The 19,655-nt window shown below is 68.3% G+C and carries 17 protein-coding genes and 1 pseudogene; 6 read left to right on the top strand and 12 right to left on the bottom strand.

The window, feature by feature from the left end; all coding sequences use genetic code 11:
• Window positions 1–129 precede the first annotated feature (129 nt).
• A complete protein-coding gene (locus FrCorBMG51_RS23035) occupies window positions 130–1,215 on the top strand; it encodes a glycerophosphodiester phosphodiesterase (protein ID WP_047225111.1) in 1,086 nt (361 codons plus the stop codon).
• Window positions 1,216–1,286: 71 nt separating this feature from the next.
• On the opposite strand, the gene FrCorBMG51_RS23030 is transcribed toward FrCorBMG51_RS23035, so the two are convergent.
• The 3 genes from FrCorBMG51_RS23030 to FrCorBMG51_RS23020 are packed head-to-tail and all read right to left on the bottom strand — an operon-like array spanning window position 1,287 to window position 4,660.
• On the bottom strand, window positions 1,287–2,876 hold the full coding sequence (locus FrCorBMG51_RS23030) for a TerD family protein (RefSeq protein WP_047225107.1): 1,590 nt from the start codon (window positions 2,874–2,876) through the stop codon (window positions 1,287–1,289).
• Window positions 2,873–3,391, bottom strand: a complete 519-nt coding sequence (locus FrCorBMG51_RS23025) for a hypothetical protein (RefSeq protein WP_047225106.1) — start codon at window positions 3,389–3,391, stop codon at window positions 2,873–2,875. Before FrCorBMG51_RS23025 ends, FrCorBMG51_RS23030 begins: the two co-directional genes overlap by 4 nt.
• A gap of 39 nt (window positions 3,392–3,430) precedes the next feature.
• Window positions 3,431–4,660: a toxic anion resistance protein gene (locus tag FrCorBMG51_RS23020; RefSeq protein WP_047225110.1), complete on the bottom strand. Its 1,230-nt coding sequence runs from the start codon at window positions 4,658–4,660 to the stop codon at window positions 3,431–3,433.
• 557 nt (window positions 4,661–5,217) lie between these two features.
• Between FrCorBMG51_RS23020 and FrCorBMG51_RS25830 the strand changes: the two genes are divergently transcribed.
• Entirely contained in the window at window positions 5,218–6,906 is a 1,689-nt protein-coding gene (locus FrCorBMG51_RS25830) for a serine/threonine-protein kinase (protein WP_052914966.1), read from the top strand.
• A gap of 381 nt (window positions 6,907–7,287) precedes the next feature.
• On the opposite strand, the gene FrCorBMG51_RS23005 is transcribed toward FrCorBMG51_RS25830, so the two are convergent.
• Together FrCorBMG51_RS23005 and FrCorBMG51_RS23000 are read right to left on the bottom strand one after the other, a co-directional pair.
• Complete coding sequence (locus FrCorBMG51_RS23005) at window positions 7,288–7,773, bottom strand: TIGR03618 family F420-dependent PPOX class oxidoreductase (RefSeq protein ID WP_083731302.1); 486 nt, start codon at window positions 7,771–7,773, stop codon at window positions 7,288–7,290.
• Window positions 7,774–7,876: 103 nt separating this feature from the next.
• Complete coding sequence (locus FrCorBMG51_RS23000) at window positions 7,877–8,929, bottom strand: NADPH:quinone reductase (RefSeq protein ID WP_047225104.1); 1,053 nt, start codon at window positions 8,927–8,929, stop codon at window positions 7,877–7,879.
• Between the two features lie 159 nt (window positions 8,930–9,088).
• On the opposite strand from FrCorBMG51_RS23000, the gene FrCorBMG51_RS22995 reads away from it, so the two are divergent.
• The gene (locus FrCorBMG51_RS22995) at window positions 9,089–10,051 is read left to right on the top strand and encodes a GlxA family transcriptional regulator (RefSeq protein WP_047225103.1); all 963 of its coding nucleotides are present in this window, start codon (window positions 9,089–9,091) and stop codon (window positions 10,049–10,051) included.
• Window positions 10,052–10,321: 270 nt separating this feature from the next.
• On the opposite strand, the gene FrCorBMG51_RS22990 is transcribed toward FrCorBMG51_RS22995, so the two are convergent.
• From FrCorBMG51_RS22990 to FrCorBMG51_RS22975, 4 genes are all read right to left on the bottom strand, one after another.
• Window positions 10,322–10,813: a hypothetical protein gene (locus tag FrCorBMG51_RS22990; RefSeq protein WP_139342451.1), complete on the bottom strand. Its 492-nt coding sequence runs from the start codon at window positions 10,811–10,813 to the stop codon at window positions 10,322–10,324.
• 447 nt (window positions 10,814–11,260) lie between these two features.
• Window positions 11,261–11,956 (bottom strand): NAD(P)-dependent oxidoreductase, encoded by a 696-nt coding sequence (locus FrCorBMG51_RS22985; protein WP_047225101.1) that lies wholly within the window; start codon window positions 11,954–11,956, stop codon window positions 11,261–11,263.
• 26 nt (window positions 11,957–11,982) lie between these two features.
• The gene (locus FrCorBMG51_RS22980; RefSeq protein WP_047225100.1) at window positions 11,983–12,639 is read right to left on the bottom strand and encodes a hemerythrin domain-containing protein; all 657 of its coding nucleotides are present in this window, start codon (window positions 12,637–12,639) and stop codon (window positions 11,983–11,985) included.
• A 75-nt stretch (window positions 12,640–12,714) separates the two neighbouring features.
• Entirely contained in the window at window positions 12,715–13,011 is a 297-nt protein-coding gene (locus FrCorBMG51_RS22975; RefSeq protein WP_047225099.1) for a hypothetical protein, read from the bottom strand.
• Window positions 13,012–13,258: 247 nt separating this feature from the next.
• Between FrCorBMG51_RS22975 and sigJ the strand changes: the two genes are divergently transcribed.
• Window positions 13,259–14,137 (top strand): RNA polymerase sigma factor SigJ, encoded by an 879-nt coding sequence (gene sigJ / locus FrCorBMG51_RS22970; RefSeq protein WP_047225098.1) that lies wholly within the window; start codon window positions 13,259–13,261, stop codon window positions 14,135–14,137.
• A pseudogene (locus FrCorBMG51_RS32185) lies at window positions 14,125–14,310 on the top strand (IS982 family transposase); the annotation flags it as partial. The gene sigJ and the pseudogene FrCorBMG51_RS32185, both read left to right, overlap by 13 nt.
• Here the strand turns inward: FrCorBMG51_RS32185 and FrCorBMG51_RS22965 are convergent.
• Window positions 14,307–14,903 (bottom strand): TetR/AcrR family transcriptional regulator, encoded by a 597-nt coding sequence (locus tag FrCorBMG51_RS22965; protein WP_047225097.1) that lies wholly within the window; start codon window positions 14,901–14,903, stop codon window positions 14,307–14,309. The pseudogene FrCorBMG51_RS32185 and the gene FrCorBMG51_RS22965 sit on opposite strands and share 4 nt — an antisense overlap.
• 104 nt (window positions 14,904–15,007) lie before the next feature.
• Between FrCorBMG51_RS22965 and FrCorBMG51_RS22960 the strand changes: the two genes are divergently transcribed.
• A complete protein-coding gene (locus FrCorBMG51_RS22960; protein WP_047225096.1) occupies window positions 15,008–15,748 on the top strand; it encodes an SDR family NAD(P)-dependent oxidoreductase in 741 nt (246 codons plus the stop codon).
• A 1,233-nt stretch (window positions 15,749–16,981) separates the two neighbouring features.
• On the opposite strand, the gene FrCorBMG51_RS32180 is transcribed toward FrCorBMG51_RS22960, so the two are convergent.
• Window positions 16,982–19,099 (bottom strand): NACHT domain-containing protein, encoded by a 2,118-nt coding sequence (locus FrCorBMG51_RS32180; protein ID WP_047225095.1) that lies wholly within the window; start codon window positions 19,097–19,099, stop codon window positions 16,982–16,984.
• A 4-nt stretch (window positions 19,100–19,103) separates the two neighbouring features.
• Entirely contained in the window at window positions 19,104–19,229 is a 126-nt protein-coding gene (locus FrCorBMG51_RS35185; RefSeq protein WP_268760596.1) for a hypothetical protein, read from the bottom strand.
• Window positions 19,230–19,655 lie beyond the last annotated feature (426 nt).

Genomic DNA, 19,655 nt, shown 5'->3' with positions numbered 1-19,655 from the left:
GTTCTTATCTTAGCGGCATTGATACGTGGACCGCCGCTCCGTGATTGCGGGTATTGTTGTGGCCCCGCTCGCCACCACCACCGTCCTGTCGANGGTATTGTTGTGGCCCCGCTCGCCACCACCACCGTCCTGTCGACGGCTTCGGCCGCCTCGGTAGGTGTGGCGTCCGCCGGCTCCGGTGGCAACAGGCGCCAGCGGACGCTGGTGATCGGGCATCGCGGCGCGTCGGGCTACCGCCCGGAGCACACCCTGGCCTCGTACGAACTGGCCGCCCGGCTGGGCGCCGACTTCGTGGAGCCAGATCTTGTGCCCACCAGGGACGGCGTCCTGGTCTGCCGACACGAGCCGGAAATCGGCGGCACCACCAACGTCGCCGACCACCCGGAGTTCGCCTCCCGCAGAGCGACCAAGATACTGGACGGTGTACCGACCACCGGCTGGTTCACGGAGGACTTCACACTTGCCGAGCTGAAAACGCTGCGCGCCAAGGAGCGGCTGCCAGCCGTTCGGCAGGAGAACACGATATATGACGGCCGGTTCGAGATCCCGACGTTCACCGAAGTGCTGGAACTGCGCCAGCGACTTTCCCGCGAACTCGGTCGTGAAATCGGAGTCTACCCGGAGACCAAGCATCCGACGTATTTCCAGAAGGCCGGTCTGCCGTTGGAGCAGCGGCTCGTGGACGCCCTGCGCAGGCATGGCCTGAACAACCAGAGCGCCCCGGTGTTCGTGCAGTCGTTCGAGACGAAGAACCTGGGTCAGTTGCGCGGGCTCGGTCTGCGCACCGCCCTGGTGCAGTTGCTCAGTGCCACCGGCGCCCCGTTCGACCTGGTCGACGCCGGTGACCCGCGGACCTACGCGGACCTGTCGACGCCGGCCGGGCTGCGGCAGATCGCAAGCTACGCGAACGGCATCGGACCGGAGAAGACACAGGTCATCCCGTGGGCCGCGGACGGCACGCTGGGCACACCGACCGCACTGGTCGCCGACGCGCACGCCGCGGGGCTGGTGGTGCATCCCTACACCTTCCGGGCGGAGAACAGCTTCCTGCCAGCGGACTACCGGCGGGGTACCAGTCCCAACGACTTCGGCCGGGCGATCGACGAGCAGGTGAGGTACCTGAAAGCCGGCATCGACGGGCTCTTCACCGACCAGGCGGACATCGGCGTCATCGCGCGGGACGACGCGTCCGCGAAGCCGTCCGGCAGCGCGTGACAGGATCACAGCCTCTCCCGGCACGGGACGCGCCGTTCGGTGCCGGAGACCGTCGTCGGCCGGCGATGTCGCTACGGAACGTCGCGCAGAGTTTCCCCGCCTGGACTCCACTCCAGTGACCAGCCGTAACGCACGGCGACGTCGGCCTGGGCTCCCTCGAGAAAGTCGTTCTCCCGCCGGATGATCACGTCGTCCTGCGCGACGTGGAACGACGCGACGACACAGATCCGAGCTCTCGGTGGCGCGTCACCCAGGCGGATTGTGAGTTGCTCGCCGGTCCGGGCTGCGACGGTGAGCACCGGTCGCAGCAGGGACCACTCCGGCCCGGTGTGCAGCCCGTAGGCGAAAACGAAGAAGCGCCTGAACGTCAGGAGCGCACCCAGGTCAACAAAGATCGTTTGCCCTTCCAGCTCGTCGCGGCGGCCGAGCCGCAACACCTGGCGGGGAGCCGCGTGCCCAGGGGCGCTGACGGTGTCGCCGAGGTCCTGCATGAGGCCAGCCGCCGCATCGTTCGCCTGCCAGAGACAGCCGAGGTGGATGTTGCTCGGGCGGGGCAGTCCCGTCTGGGTCTTCAGCAGCGCCCACTGCAGAGTCACGGTCATGGTGCCCGAGCCACGTTTCTCTTCCGTCCAGGCAGTGGCTGGATGATCGTCATCGAGCACGGTGACATGTTCCATACGCTGCTTGTGACGCGAAGAATGCTCGCCGTAGTTGATGCGGGTGGATGACGGCCGTGCCGAGGCACGGGTGGCCGTCGCACGGGCCACGGCTGCCGCGGTGGCCTCGTCGGGCCCGCTGAGGTCGAGCAGCGAACGGGTAGCTGCCGGCACGGGCGTGGCCGGTGCCGCAGGTCCGGCCGGGGGCGCGGGTCTGGTCGGGGGCGCGGGCCTGGTCGGCGGTGTGGGCAGCCGTGCCACGGCAGGGTCCCGCTCGGCGGGCGGTGCATGCGGGGGCTGCGGGCGTGGGGGCGACGAGGGCACGATCACCGGGGGCACCCTGGGTGGGTCGGTGCGCGGCGGGTGCAGATGCGCGGCCACGTTCCGCCGGGTCCGGGCCGGCGAGGCCCGCGTGAGAAAGGCGGCCGCCCTGCTGGGATGCGCCGTCGCGATGTCCCCTCCGTCGGCTCCGGCGAGTCCCGGAAGACCGGTAACGTAGCCCTGTCCAACGGCCCGGAACTTCCATCCCCTCAGGTGACGGTAGATCTCACCGAAGATCATTGCCGTCTCCAGCCCGATTCCCGGATCCAGGCTGTAGCGGGCGATCTCGACATTGTCGGCGTGGTTCAGGACTCGAATGTAGGCGTGGCGCACCAACCGGAACGTCTGCCCGCGCCCGGCCGCGTCGTAGATCGCCATTCCGAACTGCAGGTGGCTGACCTCGGCCGGCACGGCGGCCAGCGTGACAACAAGTTTCTCCACGTCACCGACGAGCGGGCGCGGCGGCGGGGAAGCGCCGACCCGTTCCGTCGGGTTCGGCACCTGATGGGCCAGGAGCACCTGGGATGACGTCGCACCGCCGTTGTCGAGGACGACAAAACCGTCCAGCTCGACGGCGGCCGAGCCGGACCCGCCGCTCCAGCCGAGGCCGATGCCCACCCGCTCGATACCGGGTGCCTCGTCCGACAGCAGCACGTTCCCGCCCCTGGGCAGGATGACAGTCATGAATCGAGGTCCGAACGGCGGAACTTGGCGTCCAGGAAACGCGCCTGGATCGCCAGCTTGGCGGCGTCTCCGGTGTAGACGAGGTCCTGTAGCTCGTTGGCGCCTTCGTCGAGCAGCTGGAGCTGGCGGATCAGGTCCTCGGCGGGCGTGGTGCCCGTGACACCGGGGCGTTCGGTGTACTGGACCGGCAACGCGGTGAAGTCGCCGAGAGCCTGCGGGAGGTACTCGTGGATTATGGCGGTGAGATGCCTCATCTCCTCCTCACTCGCAGACTGGACCTCGATGTAGCTCAGTAACGGCCGCAGGACGTCATCAATGTCGCGCACGGTCGGCACGGCTCCGGGCGGCAGCCGTCCTCCGTCCGTGTTCGCCCTCGCGACGATCCCGGCAAGCTCCCGTTGCAGCTGCTGGACCTCGCGGACGACGTCGGCCGTGTCCCGCGGCTCGGAACCGGCCGCCGAGGCTGCCTGGTTCCTGGGTTCCTCAGCGGTGCGGGAACGCCGTCGGAAGAACACGGCACCTCCTGTCCGTGCCGATCGTATGACGAGCGTCGCTCAGCCCTCGCTGGCGCGGGCCCGCTCCAGGTACGACTTCGAGCGTCCCACCTGGGTCTCGAGAGCGGTGACGGTCGCCGCCATGCTCTCGACCGCCTTCGCCCTGTACGTGTCGATGGCGTCCATCGTCGCGAAGATGTTGTCGAATGCCTTCTGCAGGGCCTCGACGCTGACCGTGCTGGACGACGCCTGCTCCTGGAGCTGGCCCGACTGCTGGCGCAGCAGTTCACTGGTCGACATGATCATATTGTTCGTCGTGGCGTTCAGCGCGTTGATCTGGTCGAGCACGAGCTTCTGGTTCGCCAGCGCCTGAGCGACGATCACCGCCGTGCGCAGTGCGGCGACGGTCGTCGTCTGCGCCCGGTCGACGCCCTTGATGAGCTCGAGGTTGTTCTTGCGGACGAGGTCGAGGGCGAGATAGCCCTGCACGCTCACCGCCAGCTGGGTGAGCAGATCCTGCTGACGCTGGCGGATGGGGAACAGCGCATCCGAGGTAAGCGCGTCAGCGGTCCCCGGATCCGCGGCCCGCAGCCGATCGATCTTCGCCGAGACCGCGTTGTCGAGCGCCTTCGCAAGAGTCGCGTACTCGGTGAGCTTGCCCATCGCGACCCAGAGCTCCGCCTTTTCCTGCTCGATGGCGGCGTTGTCCTTGCGCAGTTCGTCCTGGCCGGAGTCGAGCGCCCTGATAATGGCGTCGAGCTGCTTCTGCGCCGACTGGTAGCGCTGAAAGTAGTTGGAGATCTTGGTGCCGAACGGCACCACGCCGAGTAACCTGCGGGCACCCTTCAGATCGGCCCTCGCCGGGTCGAGCTCGGTCACCGTCTGGCGTAGTTCGACGAGCGTGCTGGTGACTCGCGCCTGGGCATCACCGCCACGGCCACCGCGGGTGCTGCGCAGCGCCGCCGCCGGACGCTCGAGCATCCGGTTGGACGTCCGGGCACTCGCGACGATCTCCCGCTGGCCCATCGACGCGATATCGTTGATCTTGTCCTGGAACGCCGGGCTTCTCGGGTCCTGCGCGGCGAGGTCGTCGGCGAACGCCACAGCCCTCCTGCGCAGCTCCGCCCGGGTCGCTTCGTCGAGCGGAATCATGCTGTCCACCCGATCGTCGGCGACAACCGGAACGGGCGTCGGCGGGGAGAGCTCGAGCGCGCCGCCAGCGGCTCCTGTCACGGCGGCCCCGGCCGCGGGCGGCGTCAGCGGCCCGCCCAGGTCCAGCGAATCCGACATGAACGTCACCTCCCAACCCATGCCGCACCCAACTGGTGTCCGCGCTGCGCAAGGTGTCGGCCACACTCGACCCTACGCGGTATGTCGGGTGGATCGTCAGCTGTGTGGATGGCAGCGGGCCAGACAAATCGGTGACATCACCGCGCCGCGACCGAACGCGAGGGCAGGACCGACAACCGCACGCCGCAACGCGAGAACGCCCATACCCATCGCGGGTTTCTCCGAATCCCCGGCCCGCGCGTGTTCCGCGGGTAAAGCGGCTCGAGGAGGCCGGCGGCCCCGAGAGCACACGACCAGTGGCCGACCGCGGCACCCTGGCCGCATGCACGACCGTCACATGACGACCGACGGAGGCGGGGTGCGCGCTGGCTACGCGGGTGGAGTCGGTTCTGGCGACGATCACGCGATCGGCCCGGTGATTGGCGGTGCTCCGTCACCGATGCGGTGGCGGGAGTACACCACTGGCCGCGATCCGCTCTCACCTACGATATTCATGCGCGAATTTTCGGTGAGAATGCCGTAACAATCCGTGTTCGCGACGAACGGGGGGAAGATTCTTGACCAGGCGCACGGGCTCGCTGGTCGCCGGACGGTATCGGTTGGTCGAGTCCCTCGGCGCCGGTGGGATGGGCACCGTCTGGCGGGCGGTGGACGAGGTGTTGAGCGTCGAGGTCGCGGTCAAGGAGCTGAACGTGCCGTCCGGCGCCACAGCCGTCGAACGGGAGCGCTGGATCGGCCGGGCACAGCGGGAGGCGAAGAACATCGCCAAGCTGCGGCACAACCCGCACATCGTGACAATCCTGGATGTGGTCGTGGACGACGGCATGCCGTGGATCATCATGGAGCTGGTGCCGTCGGCGCGGACGCTCGCCGACGCCGTCCGGACCGGGGCACTGCCCGCGCCGGAGGTGGCCCGGATCGGGCTGGCCGTGCTGGACGCGTTGACCGCCGCGCATCATCTGGGCGTCACCCACCGGGACGTCAAGCCGGCGAACATCCTGCTGACCCCGGACGGCCGGGTCGTGCTCATCGACTTCGGGCTGGCCCTGCACGACTCGGATCCCACGATCACCCAGAGCGGGTTCGCCCCGGGCACGCCGGCGTACATGGCGCCGGAGCGGTTCGCGGGGGAGCGCCTGCTGCCGGCCAGCGACCTGTTCTCCCTGGGTGCCACGCTCTACCACGCGGCCGAGGGCCGCCGTCCGTTCGAGCGGTCCAACTGGCCGGCGACGATGCACGCCGTGCTGTACGAGGACCCGCCGGTGATGCGGACCGACGGCAATCTGGTCGCCGTCGTGCTCGGGTTACTGGTCAAGGATCCGGGCGAGCGCATGTCCGAGTCGGACGCGCGCCGCCGGCTGGCCCGGGTCGGGGCGCGGTCGACTCCGGCGGCGGGGCGAACAGCGTTCAGGCCGCCCACCGGGCTACCGGACGAGGCGGAGCCAGCCGAGCAACCGGCGCCGCGGCCGCGGCGGCCCGACTCCCCACCAGCCCACCGCTCCTTCCCCGGCAGGGCCGGCGGTGGCACGGCAGCCGGCGGGGACTCCGACGAGGACGGTTTCCGGACCGGTTTCAAACCGAACTATGACGACCTCGGCGGCGGCGTCATCCTGACGGCGCTTGGCGCGGCGCCGTGGCTGGTGGCCGTCTTCGCGGTCGGTTTTCCCTGGTGGATGCTGGCCATCGGGGTGCTGGTCAGTGGGTTCGGGCTGCTGGGCCTGCTCGGTTGCCTGATGAACTTCGGCGAGAGTTTTCCCGGCAAGCCCCAGGCCAGCTATCTCGCTGCCGCGGTGTTCCTGCTCGCGGTGGCCGCCGCGCCGTGGCTCGTGGCGGCGTTCGTCGTCGGATACGCCTGGTGGCTCGACGTCATCGGCGTGATCGTCGGCGGCATCGCCACGCTCATCGCCATCGCCTGCGTCGTGCTCTTCTTCGAGGATCCGTCGAATCCCGACTATCTCGAGCTCGATGCCGGCGGGCTGACCCTCCAACGCGACGACCAGACCTACCGGCTGAGCTGGACGGACGTGAAACAGGCGTGGGTCGACCCGGGCAGTCGGCGCCTGCAGTTGGCTCTCGCCCGGGACGAGGTGGCTTTCCCCTACCGGAACCGGACGAAGGCGCCCATGATCAACAAAACCACGGGTGCGCTGACCTTCTGTGAGCTGGATCGGCTGCGGGTCACCGTGCCCGCGCTGGACCAGGCGCTGCGCAGGGCAGCCGGCCCCGGCCGGTGGCGCCCGTCCTGACCGCCCCGGCGGTGGCGCCCGGTGACGTCAGTGGTCAGCGCGCCAGACCGCATCGGTCCCGCGGTGGCCCGCGCCTGCGCTCACGCCCGCAGCCCGGCTCGGGCGGCCGGGCGATCCGGCCGCTGCCCGTCCGCCACCTCACCAACCCACGACCCGGCACGACCGACAAGTCGGACCTGTACATGCGGCTCAGATAGCTCGTCACGTTGCATGGTGGGCCGCCAGGGGCCCGAACCCGGAACCCGCGGACTAAAACACGTGTCGGAACATTGAGCCGTTCCGGGGTGTCTGAAGCCTCCGTGATTTGGTTGTAGGAGTTCCTGCCGACGGGAAGATCCATATCCAAGATTGCTGGTAATCGACGAGTGCAACAGTGCCGTGTCAGTCCACCCACGGGCCGACGCCGCCGATCCGCTCGACCGCGATCCGCACGATCATTCCCGTTTCGGAGCCGCGGTTCCCGAAGGGGTAGACGTCGGTGCCGAGATAGCGCCGGGCCAGGGTGTCCATGAGCGCGGTGAGCTCGTCCGGGATCCCTGGGCCGAGGAGGGTCGCTCGGCCCCGCACGGTGAGGTACTGGGTGAGGCCGTCCGCGACTCCGTCGGCGGTTCGCTCGTTGTCGTGGATGATGACTGTCACTCGCGGGTCCCGGCGCAGGTTGCGCACTTTCCGGCGATGCTCCTCCACGCCGAAGACGAGGCTGCCTCTGTCGAGGGCCATCCACACCAGCGAGGCCTGCGGCGTACCGTCAGGGTCGATCGTCACGACGGTTGCCTCCCGGTCCGATGCGAACAGCCGGCGGGCGCTTGCGGGCAACGCCGGCATCCCTTTCCCGTCCGAGTGCTCTGTCGTCGCCTGGCCGGTCATCAGCGCTGCTCCTCGTTCCACGAGTTCACGGTTCCTGAAGGGCACCACGACGCGGACAGGGCCGAACTGTCCGCGTTGCGGTAACGCGGCTCCTGTTCGGCGATTACCGCGAGGCCGGTGGCTTCGACCGTCCGTCATGTCGGACGTCGATGAGTACCTTCCCGACCGCGCCGCCCTCGACCGCGTCGTGCGCGGCGGCCGTCTCGGTCAGCGGGAAGCGTTGCACCGGCAGCCCGGCGTCTTCGCCGGCCCGCAGGGCGCCGGCGGCCACGGCGGCGCTCACGTCCCCGATGGCCTGGCGCTTCGCCGCGTCGGGCATCGTGTAGACGAGCACGAACTGCAGGCGGGTGTTGGCGAACATGTGCGCCCTGAGGGGAACGGTCAGCTGCGAGCCGCTGGTGTCGGCGTAGATGGCGACAACCCCGTTCGGGGCTATGACCTGCTGGTTGAGCTCGGCGTTCACGACGGGGTCCACTTCGACCACCATGTCGACGCCGTCGGGGGCGGTCTTGCGTATCGCTTCGGCCGCGTCCGGCGTGCGGTAGTTGACGACATGGTGCGCGCCGGCCGCGGAGGCCAACGCCGCCTTCCGCGGAGAACTGACGGTGGAGACGACGTTCGCCCCGGCCCAGCGCGCCAGCTCGATCGCGGCGTGCCCGACCGCTCCCGCGCCGCCGGCGACGAGCACGGTCCGGCCGGCCAGCGCCGACGGTCCGAGGACGGACGGACCGTCCGGGTGGACGGTGAGGGCACGATGCGCGGTCAGGGCCGGGATGCCGAGGCTCGCCCCGAGGTCGAACGAGGCAGCCGGGGGCAGCGGCACCGCCTGGCGCGCAGGCAGCACTATCGCCTCCTGCGCGGTGCCGTCAGCTCGTTGCCAGGCCGCTTCCCAGATCCACACACGTTGTCCCACCCGCGCGGGATCGACTCCCTCGCCGACCGCGTCGACGGTGCCGGCGCCATCCTGGTTGGGAACCTGACCTGTCGGCGGGAGCGACGAACCCAGCGCTCCCCGGCGCACCTTCCAGTCCGTCGGGTTCACCCCCGAGACGGCGACGCGGACACGGACCTGACCCGGCCCCGGCTCGGGCTCCACCCGCTCCACCAGCCGCAGCACATCGGATCCCCCGACCCGCTCATACACGATCGACTTCATGCAGCGTTCCTTCCAGGAGAATCAGGACAACCAACGGAAACGTCGACACGCCCCCGTCTCCGCCACCCCTACGCGGGGAGCCGAACCACCACGCCAGGATGACCCGGCACCTGATCCGCCGGAAGTGGCCCGTGAGACACCATCCGATAGGATCTGGCCATGCATCGGGTCGCTGTGCTCGCCCTGGACGGAGTCATCCCGTTCGAACTCGGCATTCCAGCGCGGATCTTCACCGCCGCCGTCGGGCCGGCCGGTGAACCGCTCTACGAGGTGGTCGTCTGCACCGTCGACGGCCGGCCGGTCCGCACCGACGCGGGGTTCAGCATCGCCGTCGACCACACAGCCGAGGTCCTGGCGGCGGTGGACACCGTCGTCATCCCACCCGTCCATCCACTCGAGATCGGCCCAGCCGGACAGTTGCCCGAGCCGGTAGCCGGCACGCTTACCCGCATCCCGACGGGTACACGCATCGTGTCGATCTGCACGGCCTCGTACCTCCTGGCCGCCGCGGGCCTGCTCGACGGACGCCCGGCCACCACCCACTGGCTGGAGGCCGACCGCTTCCAGCGGATGTTCCCCCGGGTGAAGGTCGACCCCGACGTGCTGTTCGTGGACGACGGCGACGTGCTCACCTCAGCGGGTGCCGCCTCCGGCATCGATCTGTGCCTGCACCTCGTTCGCCGCGACCACGGCAGCGAGGTCGCCAACCGCGCGGCCCGCCGCTGCGTCGTGCCGCCGTGGCGTGACGGAGGACAGGCCCAGTACATCGAACGTCCCGTCCCGCCACCATCGGCCGCCAGTACCGCTCCCACCCGCGCCTGGGTACTCGAACGCCTGTCGGAACCGCTGTCCCTGGCCGAACTCGCCGCCCACGCGAGCATGAGCGTACGCACCTTCACCCGGCGGTTCCGCGACGAAGTCGGCCTGACCCCCGGCCAATGGCTGACCGGACAGCGACTGGAACACGCCCGGCACCTTCTCGAAAACAGCGACCTGCCGATCGACCTCGTCGCCCGACAGGCCGGGTTCGGTACCGACATCTCCCTCCGACAGCATTTCCGCACCTCCGTCGGCGTCTCACCGGCCGCCTATCGGCGTACCTTCCGTGCCCGGAACCGTTAACCCACCCTTCCCACGTGCCGGTGAAATTCGTGATACCTGTGCTACGTCATGTATCGATCAGAAAGAACGAGGATGCCGCACTTCATCAGCCCTTCAGGAGACGCGGAGATCGCATTCGCCCGGCCGCACGGAACCGGGCGGACGCTAGTACGCTCCCGGGCCACCGGATACCAGCCTCAAGAACGAGCCCCCGAACGGGCCCAACCACCGGGGGCTTCGCGGTTACACCGCCGATAGCGGATCTACCCGGCGACCAGTCGATCTGTCGTTTCAGGCGCTCGGCCTCCTGGAGATGGGCGCTTCCCGGGTGCCTATCAGTGTGCCGCCCTTGAAAACGCCGAGTTCCACGGTGGCGTACTGGATTCCGTTCGAATCGACGGCGTACGTGTTGTAGGTGTAGGTCGTGCCACAGCCGGTCGTGTAGCCGTGCCAGGGCCAGTAGTGCTTGGCGCCGCGGTTGGGGACGGTCACCAGCCGGACGCCGATCTTATAACCGTCGCATCCATCGTCGGCCCCCTTCAGCGTGACCGCGGTGAGGCGGTTCGTACCACCCCACTGGAAGAGGGCCTCCGAATGGGCATAGGGATCGAAGGAGCCAACGGTGCTCGTGATGTTGCCAGCGGCCTCTGCCTGCCCGGCCATCAGCGGGACGAGCGCAATCGACGAGAGGACGACAAGGGTCAACAAACGTAAACGTTTCCGCATGAAGCCTGGTCTCCAACTGTCCAGTCGGTCGAGGGCTTGCAGGACAAAGTCCAGCATAGTGGATTCCAGAAGATGCGCGGTGCGGATGAGGTCCCGGTCGGGGTCTCGTACCGCGCAAGTCGGGATGCACTCCAGATCGATACGTGGTCCTGTGAGCCATGAACAACAGATTACATGATCGCATTTATCAATGCGCTGACCTGCGACAATGTGCTCATGTATAGAGAATGAAACCGACGGTTCTTGCTCGGGAGAAGCCCACACGATCACGTCGCTCAACATCCACGGGAGACGAGTCGATTTGAGAGATAAGACACGGCTCTCATGCGATCGCGAGGAGCGGCGTCACCACCGCAGCTCGCGGTGCCGGTGCGGCTTGCCGGCAGCGACAAGGCCGCGGAGAAGTATTGCTGGCCGGCCTTCTGTGACAGGCGCGTAGACAACCCACCCGGCTGCCTACGGTTCTCCGCATCGCCACCGCGAGCCCGCCGTCCGCACCGGATGTCAGTCCCGTTTGAGTGCCTCCCGGCGCAGCAGCTGGAACAGTGTGGGGGCGCCTTCGGAGGTTGTCACCGCGGCAGCCCTGCGCACGAACCGGGTATCGGTCGCCTGTTCGAGCAGGCTCGCGGCAAGGTCGGTGCGGCTGGTGAAGACACCCGGCGCCTGGTCCTCGCGAAGCTCGTAGCTCGTCACACCGGGCGCATCGAAAAGGCCCGAGGGACGCATGATCGTCCAGTCCAGGTCGCCGCCGCGCAGGAATTCCTCCATACGGCGCATGTCGGCGTAGGTCGTCTTTCCGATCGTCGCTGTGATCAACGGCTGGAAGACACGGTTCAGCAGGAAACCGCCGTCCGCATGATGGTGCGGCTCGGCGGCGCTCGAGCTCACCACGACCACGCGCTTGACCCCGTGCCGCGCCATCGCGGCTGTGATGTTACGGATGCCGTCGCTGTAGATGGTGACCGGCTTGCGGGTGAACGGCACACCGAGCGCCGAGAGTACGACGTCGGCTCCTTCGACAGCTCGGTCGACGGCCCGCGCGTCATGCGCGTCGGCCTCCACGACGTCGAGCTGTTCATGCGTGATCGGGAATTCCGCCGGTCGCCTGGTCACCGCGGCGACGTGCTGACCGGCGGCCAGCGCCTGTCCGGTCAGCAGCCGGCCGGTCGGCCCGTTGGCGCCGAAAACGACGATCCTCATGGTTACGCTCCTTCCGAATGATCCGTTCATGCGGTGGTACCCGCGGTGCGGTAGTACTTGGGCGCCCATATCCGGTGGTAGAGGAACCTGGCGGGCGGCGGCAGCATCCCGAGAATTTTGGCCTGTGTTCCCTCGGATGTACCGTCGAGCAGCCACGGGAGGAATTCCGCGCCCCCACGCAGGCCCTGCGTTTTACGAATCGTCGTGGTGAACGCCGCCCATCCGTCAGGGCCGAGATACGTCTCCACCAGTGGCAGGGCTTTGTTTTCCTCGTGCCGCATGTGGGCGGTCAGACTCGTGGTGAAGGCGTCGATCCTCCTGACGAGTCCTGCCGTGTTGTCCGATACGAGGGCGTCGTCGATGTGTTCGAGATGCGGCCCGATCTGCGAGTGCTCGGCCTCCATCGCGTCGAGAACGGTGATCTCGTCAGGCCGAAGCGCCTTGTCGCGCAGCAGGGGCCACAAGATGGCGTCCTCGACCTGGTGGTGGATGTGGAGCTGCCTGGTGAACGCCGCCCAACGCGCGCGTGCTGCCGGCGTCCGGAGGTGGCCACGTTCGCATGCGAGCCGCAGGCGCTGCAGGTCACGGGTGAAAGCGGCGTGTGCCACATACATCATGGTGAAGTCGACCGTGCCGGCCGGTGGCGACGTACGGTTGTTCTCGGCGTTCGTATTATTGGTCATCTGCGCTCCGAACGGGTAGTTGGCTGGTCAGGGGATCGCGCTGCCGCCAGTCCTGATTGATCTTGAAGGTGTCGGTTACCGACATGCGACCCCTGACGATCGTCCGGCGGCATGTCGGGAGAAACACCCCGACGGCGGACGCGAGACCGCCGACCCCGCCCCGGACCGGACTCCCAGCGCCTTGTGGCGGCCGGTGCCTTCCGTGAACGTCGTCGTCAGGATCGACAGTGCCGCCGGCAGCATCAGCGCGACGCCGAGACCCTGCACGAGCCGCGCGCCGACCAGGACACCGGGGTTCCCGGCAAGTCCGCCGATCAGCGAGGAAATTCTGATCAGGCGTTCGACCCCTGCGCCACTGGCGACTGCGTCCAATTCAAGATCCCTCCCATGTGCGGCCGCCGTGGCCGCCGGCTCGGAGTCAGCCGCGTTCGACTGTCATCTCTCTGTCGGATCCCGATGGGCGGATGTGACTGTTACCCTCGTCACCCCGTGGGCGCCGCTGCCGACGACGTTCAGGACCCGGGACCGGTCGGCCGGGCCGGTGCGGCCGGCCCCGTCACATCGGCGGTGCCGGATTCGTCATTGCTCAGGAGGGGTTCGATCGAAGGAGCGGTGATCCGTGGACAATGCGACGTGGCAGGCCGAGCAGTTCGAGCGACAGCGCCCACAGTTGCACGCGGTCGCCTACCGCATGCTCGGTTCGCGCAGTGAGGCCGAGGACGCGGTCCAGGAGGCGTGGCTGCGTCTGAGCCGCTCCGACGACGGTTCGATCGGCAACCTCGGTGGCTGGCTGACGACAGTCGTGGGACGGGTGTGCATCGACATGCTGCGTGCCCGCCAGGCCCGCCGGGAGGACTCCGTCGGCACCTGGCTACCCGAGCCGATCGTCAACGTCGACGACAGCGACGACCCGGAACAGCAGACGCTGCTCGCCGACTCCGTCGGCCTGGCCCTGCTCGTCGTGCTCGAAACGCTCACCCCGTCCGAACGGCTCGCGTTCGTCCTGCACGACATGTTCGCCATACCGTTCGAGGAGATCGCCTCGATGCTCGAGCGGACACCCGCCGCGGCCCGTCAGCTCGCCAGCCGCGCCCGACGCCGGGTGCAGGGCAGCCCGACCGTCCCGGACGCCGACATCGCCACACAGCGTAGGGTCGTGGCCGCGTTTCTGGCGGCATCCCGCGCCGGCGACTTCGACGCCCTCGTTGCGGTGCTGGATCCCGACGTCGTGTTCCGCGTTGACACCGGCTCACGTACCCGGCCCGTGCCCGCCCTGCTCACCGGTGCCGCGGACGTCGCACGGCAGGTCGCCGCCCAGGGCCCACGCTTCGCGCGGCACTGCCAGCCGGCTCTGGTCAACGGCACCGCCGGGATCGTCGCTCGAACATCGGCCGGCGTCATCGCGGTCGCCGGCATCACCGTGATCGAGGAACGTATCGCCACGATCGACCTGATCCTCGACCCCGACAAACTCCACAACCTGCTCCTGACCGACTAGACGAGTATGTAAGTCCGAACCCTGGGCTGGTCCGCCAGCTCATCGAGTCGGTCAACGACACCCTCAAAGGGCAGCTTGACCTGGAACACCACAGCGGACGCAGCTGCGAGGGCGTCGGGATCCGCGTCGCCCAGCGGATCCTCGCGCTGGCGGCCGCGATCTTACTCGTCTAGGTCAGGCCGTCCCAGGCGGCCATCGCGCCGTCGATGATTGCTTCCAGGGTGTCGTGAGGGGCGCCGTCCCGGGCCTGTAGAGACAGGCCCTGCAGGACGGTGGTGTACAGCGCTGCCATGGCGTTGGTGTCGGCGTCCGCGGACAGGTCGCCGTCGGCGACCCCGCGGCGCAGTCGGGCGTGGATCGCTTCGTGCATGTTCCGGCGTCGCTCGGCAAGGAACGCGCGCACGTCGTCGTTCTTGGTCGTGCCGGCGGCGGCGAGGACGATCATGCAGCCGGGCGGTGTCGCAGGGTCGGCGAAAGAGTCGGCGTTGCTGCGTAACATCTGGCGCACCGCCTCGCGGGCGGTGGGCGCCTCGTCGAGCGCGCGCCACACCTTGTCGCCCTCGGTGGCGCCGTAGAGCTCCACGGCCTCCCGGAAGAGCTGCTCCTTGCTGCCGAAGCAGGCGTAGATGCTCGGCGAGGCGATGCCCATCGCGGCGGTGAGATCGCTCATCGACGTGCCCTCGTAGCCCCGCTCCCAGAACGTCACCATCGCCCGCCGCAGGGTGACGTCCCGGTCGAAGCCACGTGGCCGTCCGCGCCTGCCCATCACCCACCTCAATTCTGTATTGATCGTTAAATATATCTTGACCCCCACACGCGCGTCCTGGTAGGTATTTCTGTGTCGATCGACATAGAAATAAGGTGGCAGACATGACAGAGCTTGCGGGCAAGGTGGCGCTGGTGACCGGGGGCAGCCGAGGCATCGGAGCGGCGATCGCCCGGCGGCTTGCCCGCACGGGCGCGGCAGTCGCCCTCACCTACCTACGCGACGCTGACGCCGCCCAGCGGGTCGCCAGGCAGATCGAGGCCGACGGGGGCCGCGTGCTGGTCATCCAGGCCGACAACGCCGACCCCGAGGCGGTGACCGGCGCGGTCGCGCGCACCGTGGGCGAACTGGGCCGCATCGACATCCTGGTCAACAACGCGGCCATCTTCGCCGCCGGCCCCCTGGATGAGACCACTCTGGACCAGGTGGACCGAACACTTGCGGTCAATGTCCGCGCGGCATTCCTGGCCGCCCAGGCGGCGGCCCGGCACATGACCGAGGGCGGCCGAATCATCACCATCGGCACCTGCCTGGCTGAACGTGTTCCCGGCCCCGGCACGACCCTGTACTCCATGAGCAAGGCCGCTCTGACCGGCCTGACCAAGGGCCTGGCCCGCGACCTCGGCCCGCGCGGCATCACCGCAACCGTGGTCCACCCCGGCCCGATCCACACCGACATGAATCCCGAAGGGAGCCCCACCGCCGCCTTCCAGCGCAGCCTCACCGCACTCGGCCGCTACGGCACCGCCGAGGAGATCGCCACGACAGTCGCTCACCTCGCCAGCGACGCGGCCCGCTACATCACCGGCACCGCAATAGCCGTAGACGGCGGCTTCGCCGCCTGACAGGGAGGATGCCCCGCCCCGGTCACCGTCACCAACCGGACCGCGGGTGCGGGAACTACCAGGTTTACGGAACTCATGTTCGACTGCGACCACAGGACAGTTGGACCAGCGCTCACTGGCATCATCCCTGGTCAGCAGCTGCAGCGCGACCGGACGGATGGTGATCCCAGGGCCTTCGATTAAGATCGAATAGTTCTTGGGGGTCGCAGACCAGGGTCTGTTGCTTTGGCGAGGTCCGCCGTCTCGACGTCCAGCCAGACATGATCAAATAATGCGTTGACGTCCCGCCCGTCCGCCAGTCCCGGCATCGGAGTTTGTCGATTTCCCGGCGGGCGAGCCCAGGCAGGGCGTTAGTCACGCTACGTCATCAAAATGAATCAAGGTACTGAGCCCGCACGATCATCCGACGAATAAGATCGTGAGATTTGAGTCCGCGTTGAGCCCGCAATCCTCTAACGATCTTCCTTAAAGAATCAAAAAGACGAGACCACCACAGGCTGGACGTCCATCACGCTATGCGGTGGGCCGCCAGGGGATCGAACCCTGAACCCGCAGATTAAAAGACCCCAGAAACACATGTCGGAACATATCTACCGATATCAAAGAATGCCCGAACGCGCAGGTCGCAGCGACCGCAGATGCCGGAGGGTGCTATTGACCGTCAGACAGTTCCGCAACGTCCGCAACGTCCGCACCCACAATGAGCACACAGAACCCATCGTTTTCTCGAGCAACAAGCAATCGCGTACGTTACCCACAGTATTTAACAATCCCTTCCAGCTTGATCATATCACGGCGCTGCTCGACCACATCGGTCACGACGCTGAAGCTCAGCCTTACCACGACACGTTCATGCAGTACCGTTGCATTCGCACACACTGGCGAATCTTGATCGTAGGTCTTCCGACTCGGATCGCTAAAGGTTGTTTCGTAACTTGGTTGAGCGCCAAGATTGATATGGAGCAGCCAACCCGCGGGCTGACGGTGGAGATGGAGTACGGGGACTGCGAGATCAAGAACGTGCGGCTGCTGGACTTCTTCACGGGCAGTAACCAAGCTCGGATCAGCCGGACGCCGGCGGCGGTGCCAGCGCGGGTGATGCGGGCGGAGTTCGAGAGGTGGGTATTGCCGCGAGCGGGGGTGGTTTTTGCGTGGGAGCTGGCGCGTGAAGGCGGGAAGGACCACGAGAAACGGCGGTGGCCCTGCTCCTCTTGGTCGCGCGTGCATTCAGGTTCAGCGGGCCAGGCGGCGTTGCAGTTCGACATGGCGGAACTGGTAGACGGCCCCCACCTGACGCAGGACGCCCCGCTCATGCGCGTCCGCCAGGAAGCCCATGAACCGCCACGACACCTGGCCGGACGCCGCCAGGCGCAGGCGAGCCAGCGCGAACCATCCCCATACCGCCTGAGACAGCCCGCCGGTGAGCACTCCCATGAACCCGCCGGCGAGGACGAACACGAGCGCGACCGTGAGCCCGCCGTCTGCATACCCGCCCACGAGCAGGATCATGAGCCCGCCGCCGAGCCCGTACGTGACCGTGCCCGAGAGCCCCTGCGTGAACCCGAGAATGCGGAAGGCCCGACGGTCTCGTTCCAGGACCGCCTGCGGGCTCGCCGCCGTCCGCAGATCGGCTGCCGCCCCGGTGAGCCCGAACGTGAACCCGACCGTGAGCCCGTATGCGAGCCCGGCCGCGAGCCCGCACGCGAGCCCGGCCACCGGCCCGTACGCGAATCCGGCGGTGAGACCGTATCCGAGCCCGTATGCGAGCCCGCCCACGCGTCCGATCCGGAATCCGGTCGGGTTCGGTTGCCAGCGCACTCCACGGGACGGTTCCGCCCGTGGGCCGCACACGCGCGCGAACCTGTCCCCGGCCACGAGCCCGGCTATGACCCCGAGCTCGGGGGCGATCTGGGGTCCGAACATGAGCCTGGCCAAGCATCCCATCGCGAGCCCGAACGTGAGTCCGAAGGCGATTCGGACCGTGAGGTCGAAGAACGGCCGCGGTGCGGCCGCCGGCAGTTGCCACCAGGCGAGGTCCGGCGTGCCGTGCAGGTGCTCCTCCAGGTGGCGGGCAAGGAATCGCAGCCGCCGCTGTGCCCCGCGGTGCGGGTGCGGACGGTAGGCGGCCGGGATGAACTCGTCGAGCAGATGCTCCCGTACCTTGGCGACGGTGGGGAAACGGGCCGGGTCGAGAAGATCGACCGGTTCGGGCACGCCCCGCAGGGACTCGCCGCGCCGCGGGTTGTAGACGGTGTGCGCCAGACTGGCCATCAGCGGTGTCGTCAGAACCCGCGCCACCGGCGGTGGCGAGGTAGCGGTGAAGGACGCCACGACCTCGTCCCAGCGGGCGGTAACCACCGGCCCCCCTGGGGCCTTCCGGAAATAGTCGGCGACATCGTCCGGCGTGAGGGGACGCAGCACGACCGCGGCGGCGCCTTTCAGTTTGCTTTCGGCCCCACCCCAATAGGAGGGACGGACCGCCCAGCGGAACGCCTGTTTCCGGCAGGTCAGGACCAGGCCCTGCCCGTCCGGCAGCATCTCGCTGATCTTCGCGAGCGCGGTGGCGCGCAGCGCCGGAGGAAGCTCGTCGAGACCGTCGAGGATCGGCAGGAGCAACCGGCGGTCCAGCAGCGCCCGCGCCCGGTTACGGTCCTCGCCGGTGGCGTCCGGAGCGGGAGCCTCCAGCCCGGAATGGTTGCGGATGAGGCTGGCCTCCAGCCATGCGGCCAGGTCCTGGTCGGCGGGGTTCCACGACGCCAGCGACAGCAGCACGGGCACCGGACCGCCCGGGGCACGGCGGGCGAGCAGAGCCAGCAACAGCCGGACAGCCAGGACCGTCTTACCCGCACCCGGCTCGCCGAGTATGACCAGCCGGCCGGTCGGTATCCGGTCGAGGACGTCGATGATTTTCTTGTCGCGACCGGCGAGCTGCGCCGGGCCGGTCGCCCACGGTCTTTCAGGCGCTTCGGGGGGCCAGGCCCCACTCGCGGCCTGCTGCCGGATCGACGACCACTCCTCGGTCAACGCCGCATCCGCCGGATCCCAGGCCACCGGCAGCGGATGCGGATCACCGATCTGCCGCCGTCTGAGCTCGCCGTCCCACTGCTTGAACACGGCATCGGCGATCTGGTCGGCAACGGTAGCCAGGTCCAGATCCGGGGGCTTCCGGTAGGCGGCCCAGGCCACCCATCCCCCGGCCACGGTCACCGCCAGGCCGATCCCGCCGGTGACCCCGGCGGAGAGCGCGTCGTCCCACGTCCTCCACACCACGACGGTGACCGCCACCGCCAGGACGGCGAGCCCCACCGCCACCCATGCCGTGCCGGTACCGCGCGCTCGCTGTCCCCCCATACCGTCACATCATCACGATCGCCCCGATCGCACTGTGCATCGACCCGTACCTCCCCCTGGTATGGGTGGACAGGTTGTCGGTGACCACCCGGATCGGGCCGCGGGGATTGGCCTGGGCGATGAGGGTCAACAGCTGTATCCAGCCGTCGCTGTTACGCGAGGGGGTGCAGCAGTGACCTCCTGGCCGTCGCGGATGCGCAGGCCGCCGAAGACCCAGGTCTTCTCGCTGCCCCGGGAGTACTCCAGGGGTGCCTTGATGCGGTGGCCGTCGGCTGACCAGCCCGGTGCCGGCGGGAACGTGCGCGGGATCACCGGCCCCAGCTCGTCGGCGCAGATCACCGTGGTGTGCGCCGGCGGGTGGGTGTAGAGCTCGACGACCGCCGCCCTTTTGGGGCGAAGTCGGGGTCCTGGCTTGCCGCCCAGGAGCGGGTGTGCCGCCGGCGCANCCTGACTGCGCTGGATCTGGATGCCCTCGGCCCGGGCGGCCTCGGTGAGGGTGTTCAGGGTCCACTGGGGTGGGCCGGTCTCGTCGGCGGCACCCAGCCCGCCGGCGTCA

It is taken from the genome of Protofrankia coriariae, assembly GCF_001017755.1.
Lineage (GTDB): Bacteria > Actinomycetota > Actinomycetes > Frankiales > Frankiaceae > Protofrankia > Protofrankia coriariae.
Note: the sequence above shows the minus strand (reverse complement) of the source record. Positions and strands in the feature narration are given on the sequence as shown.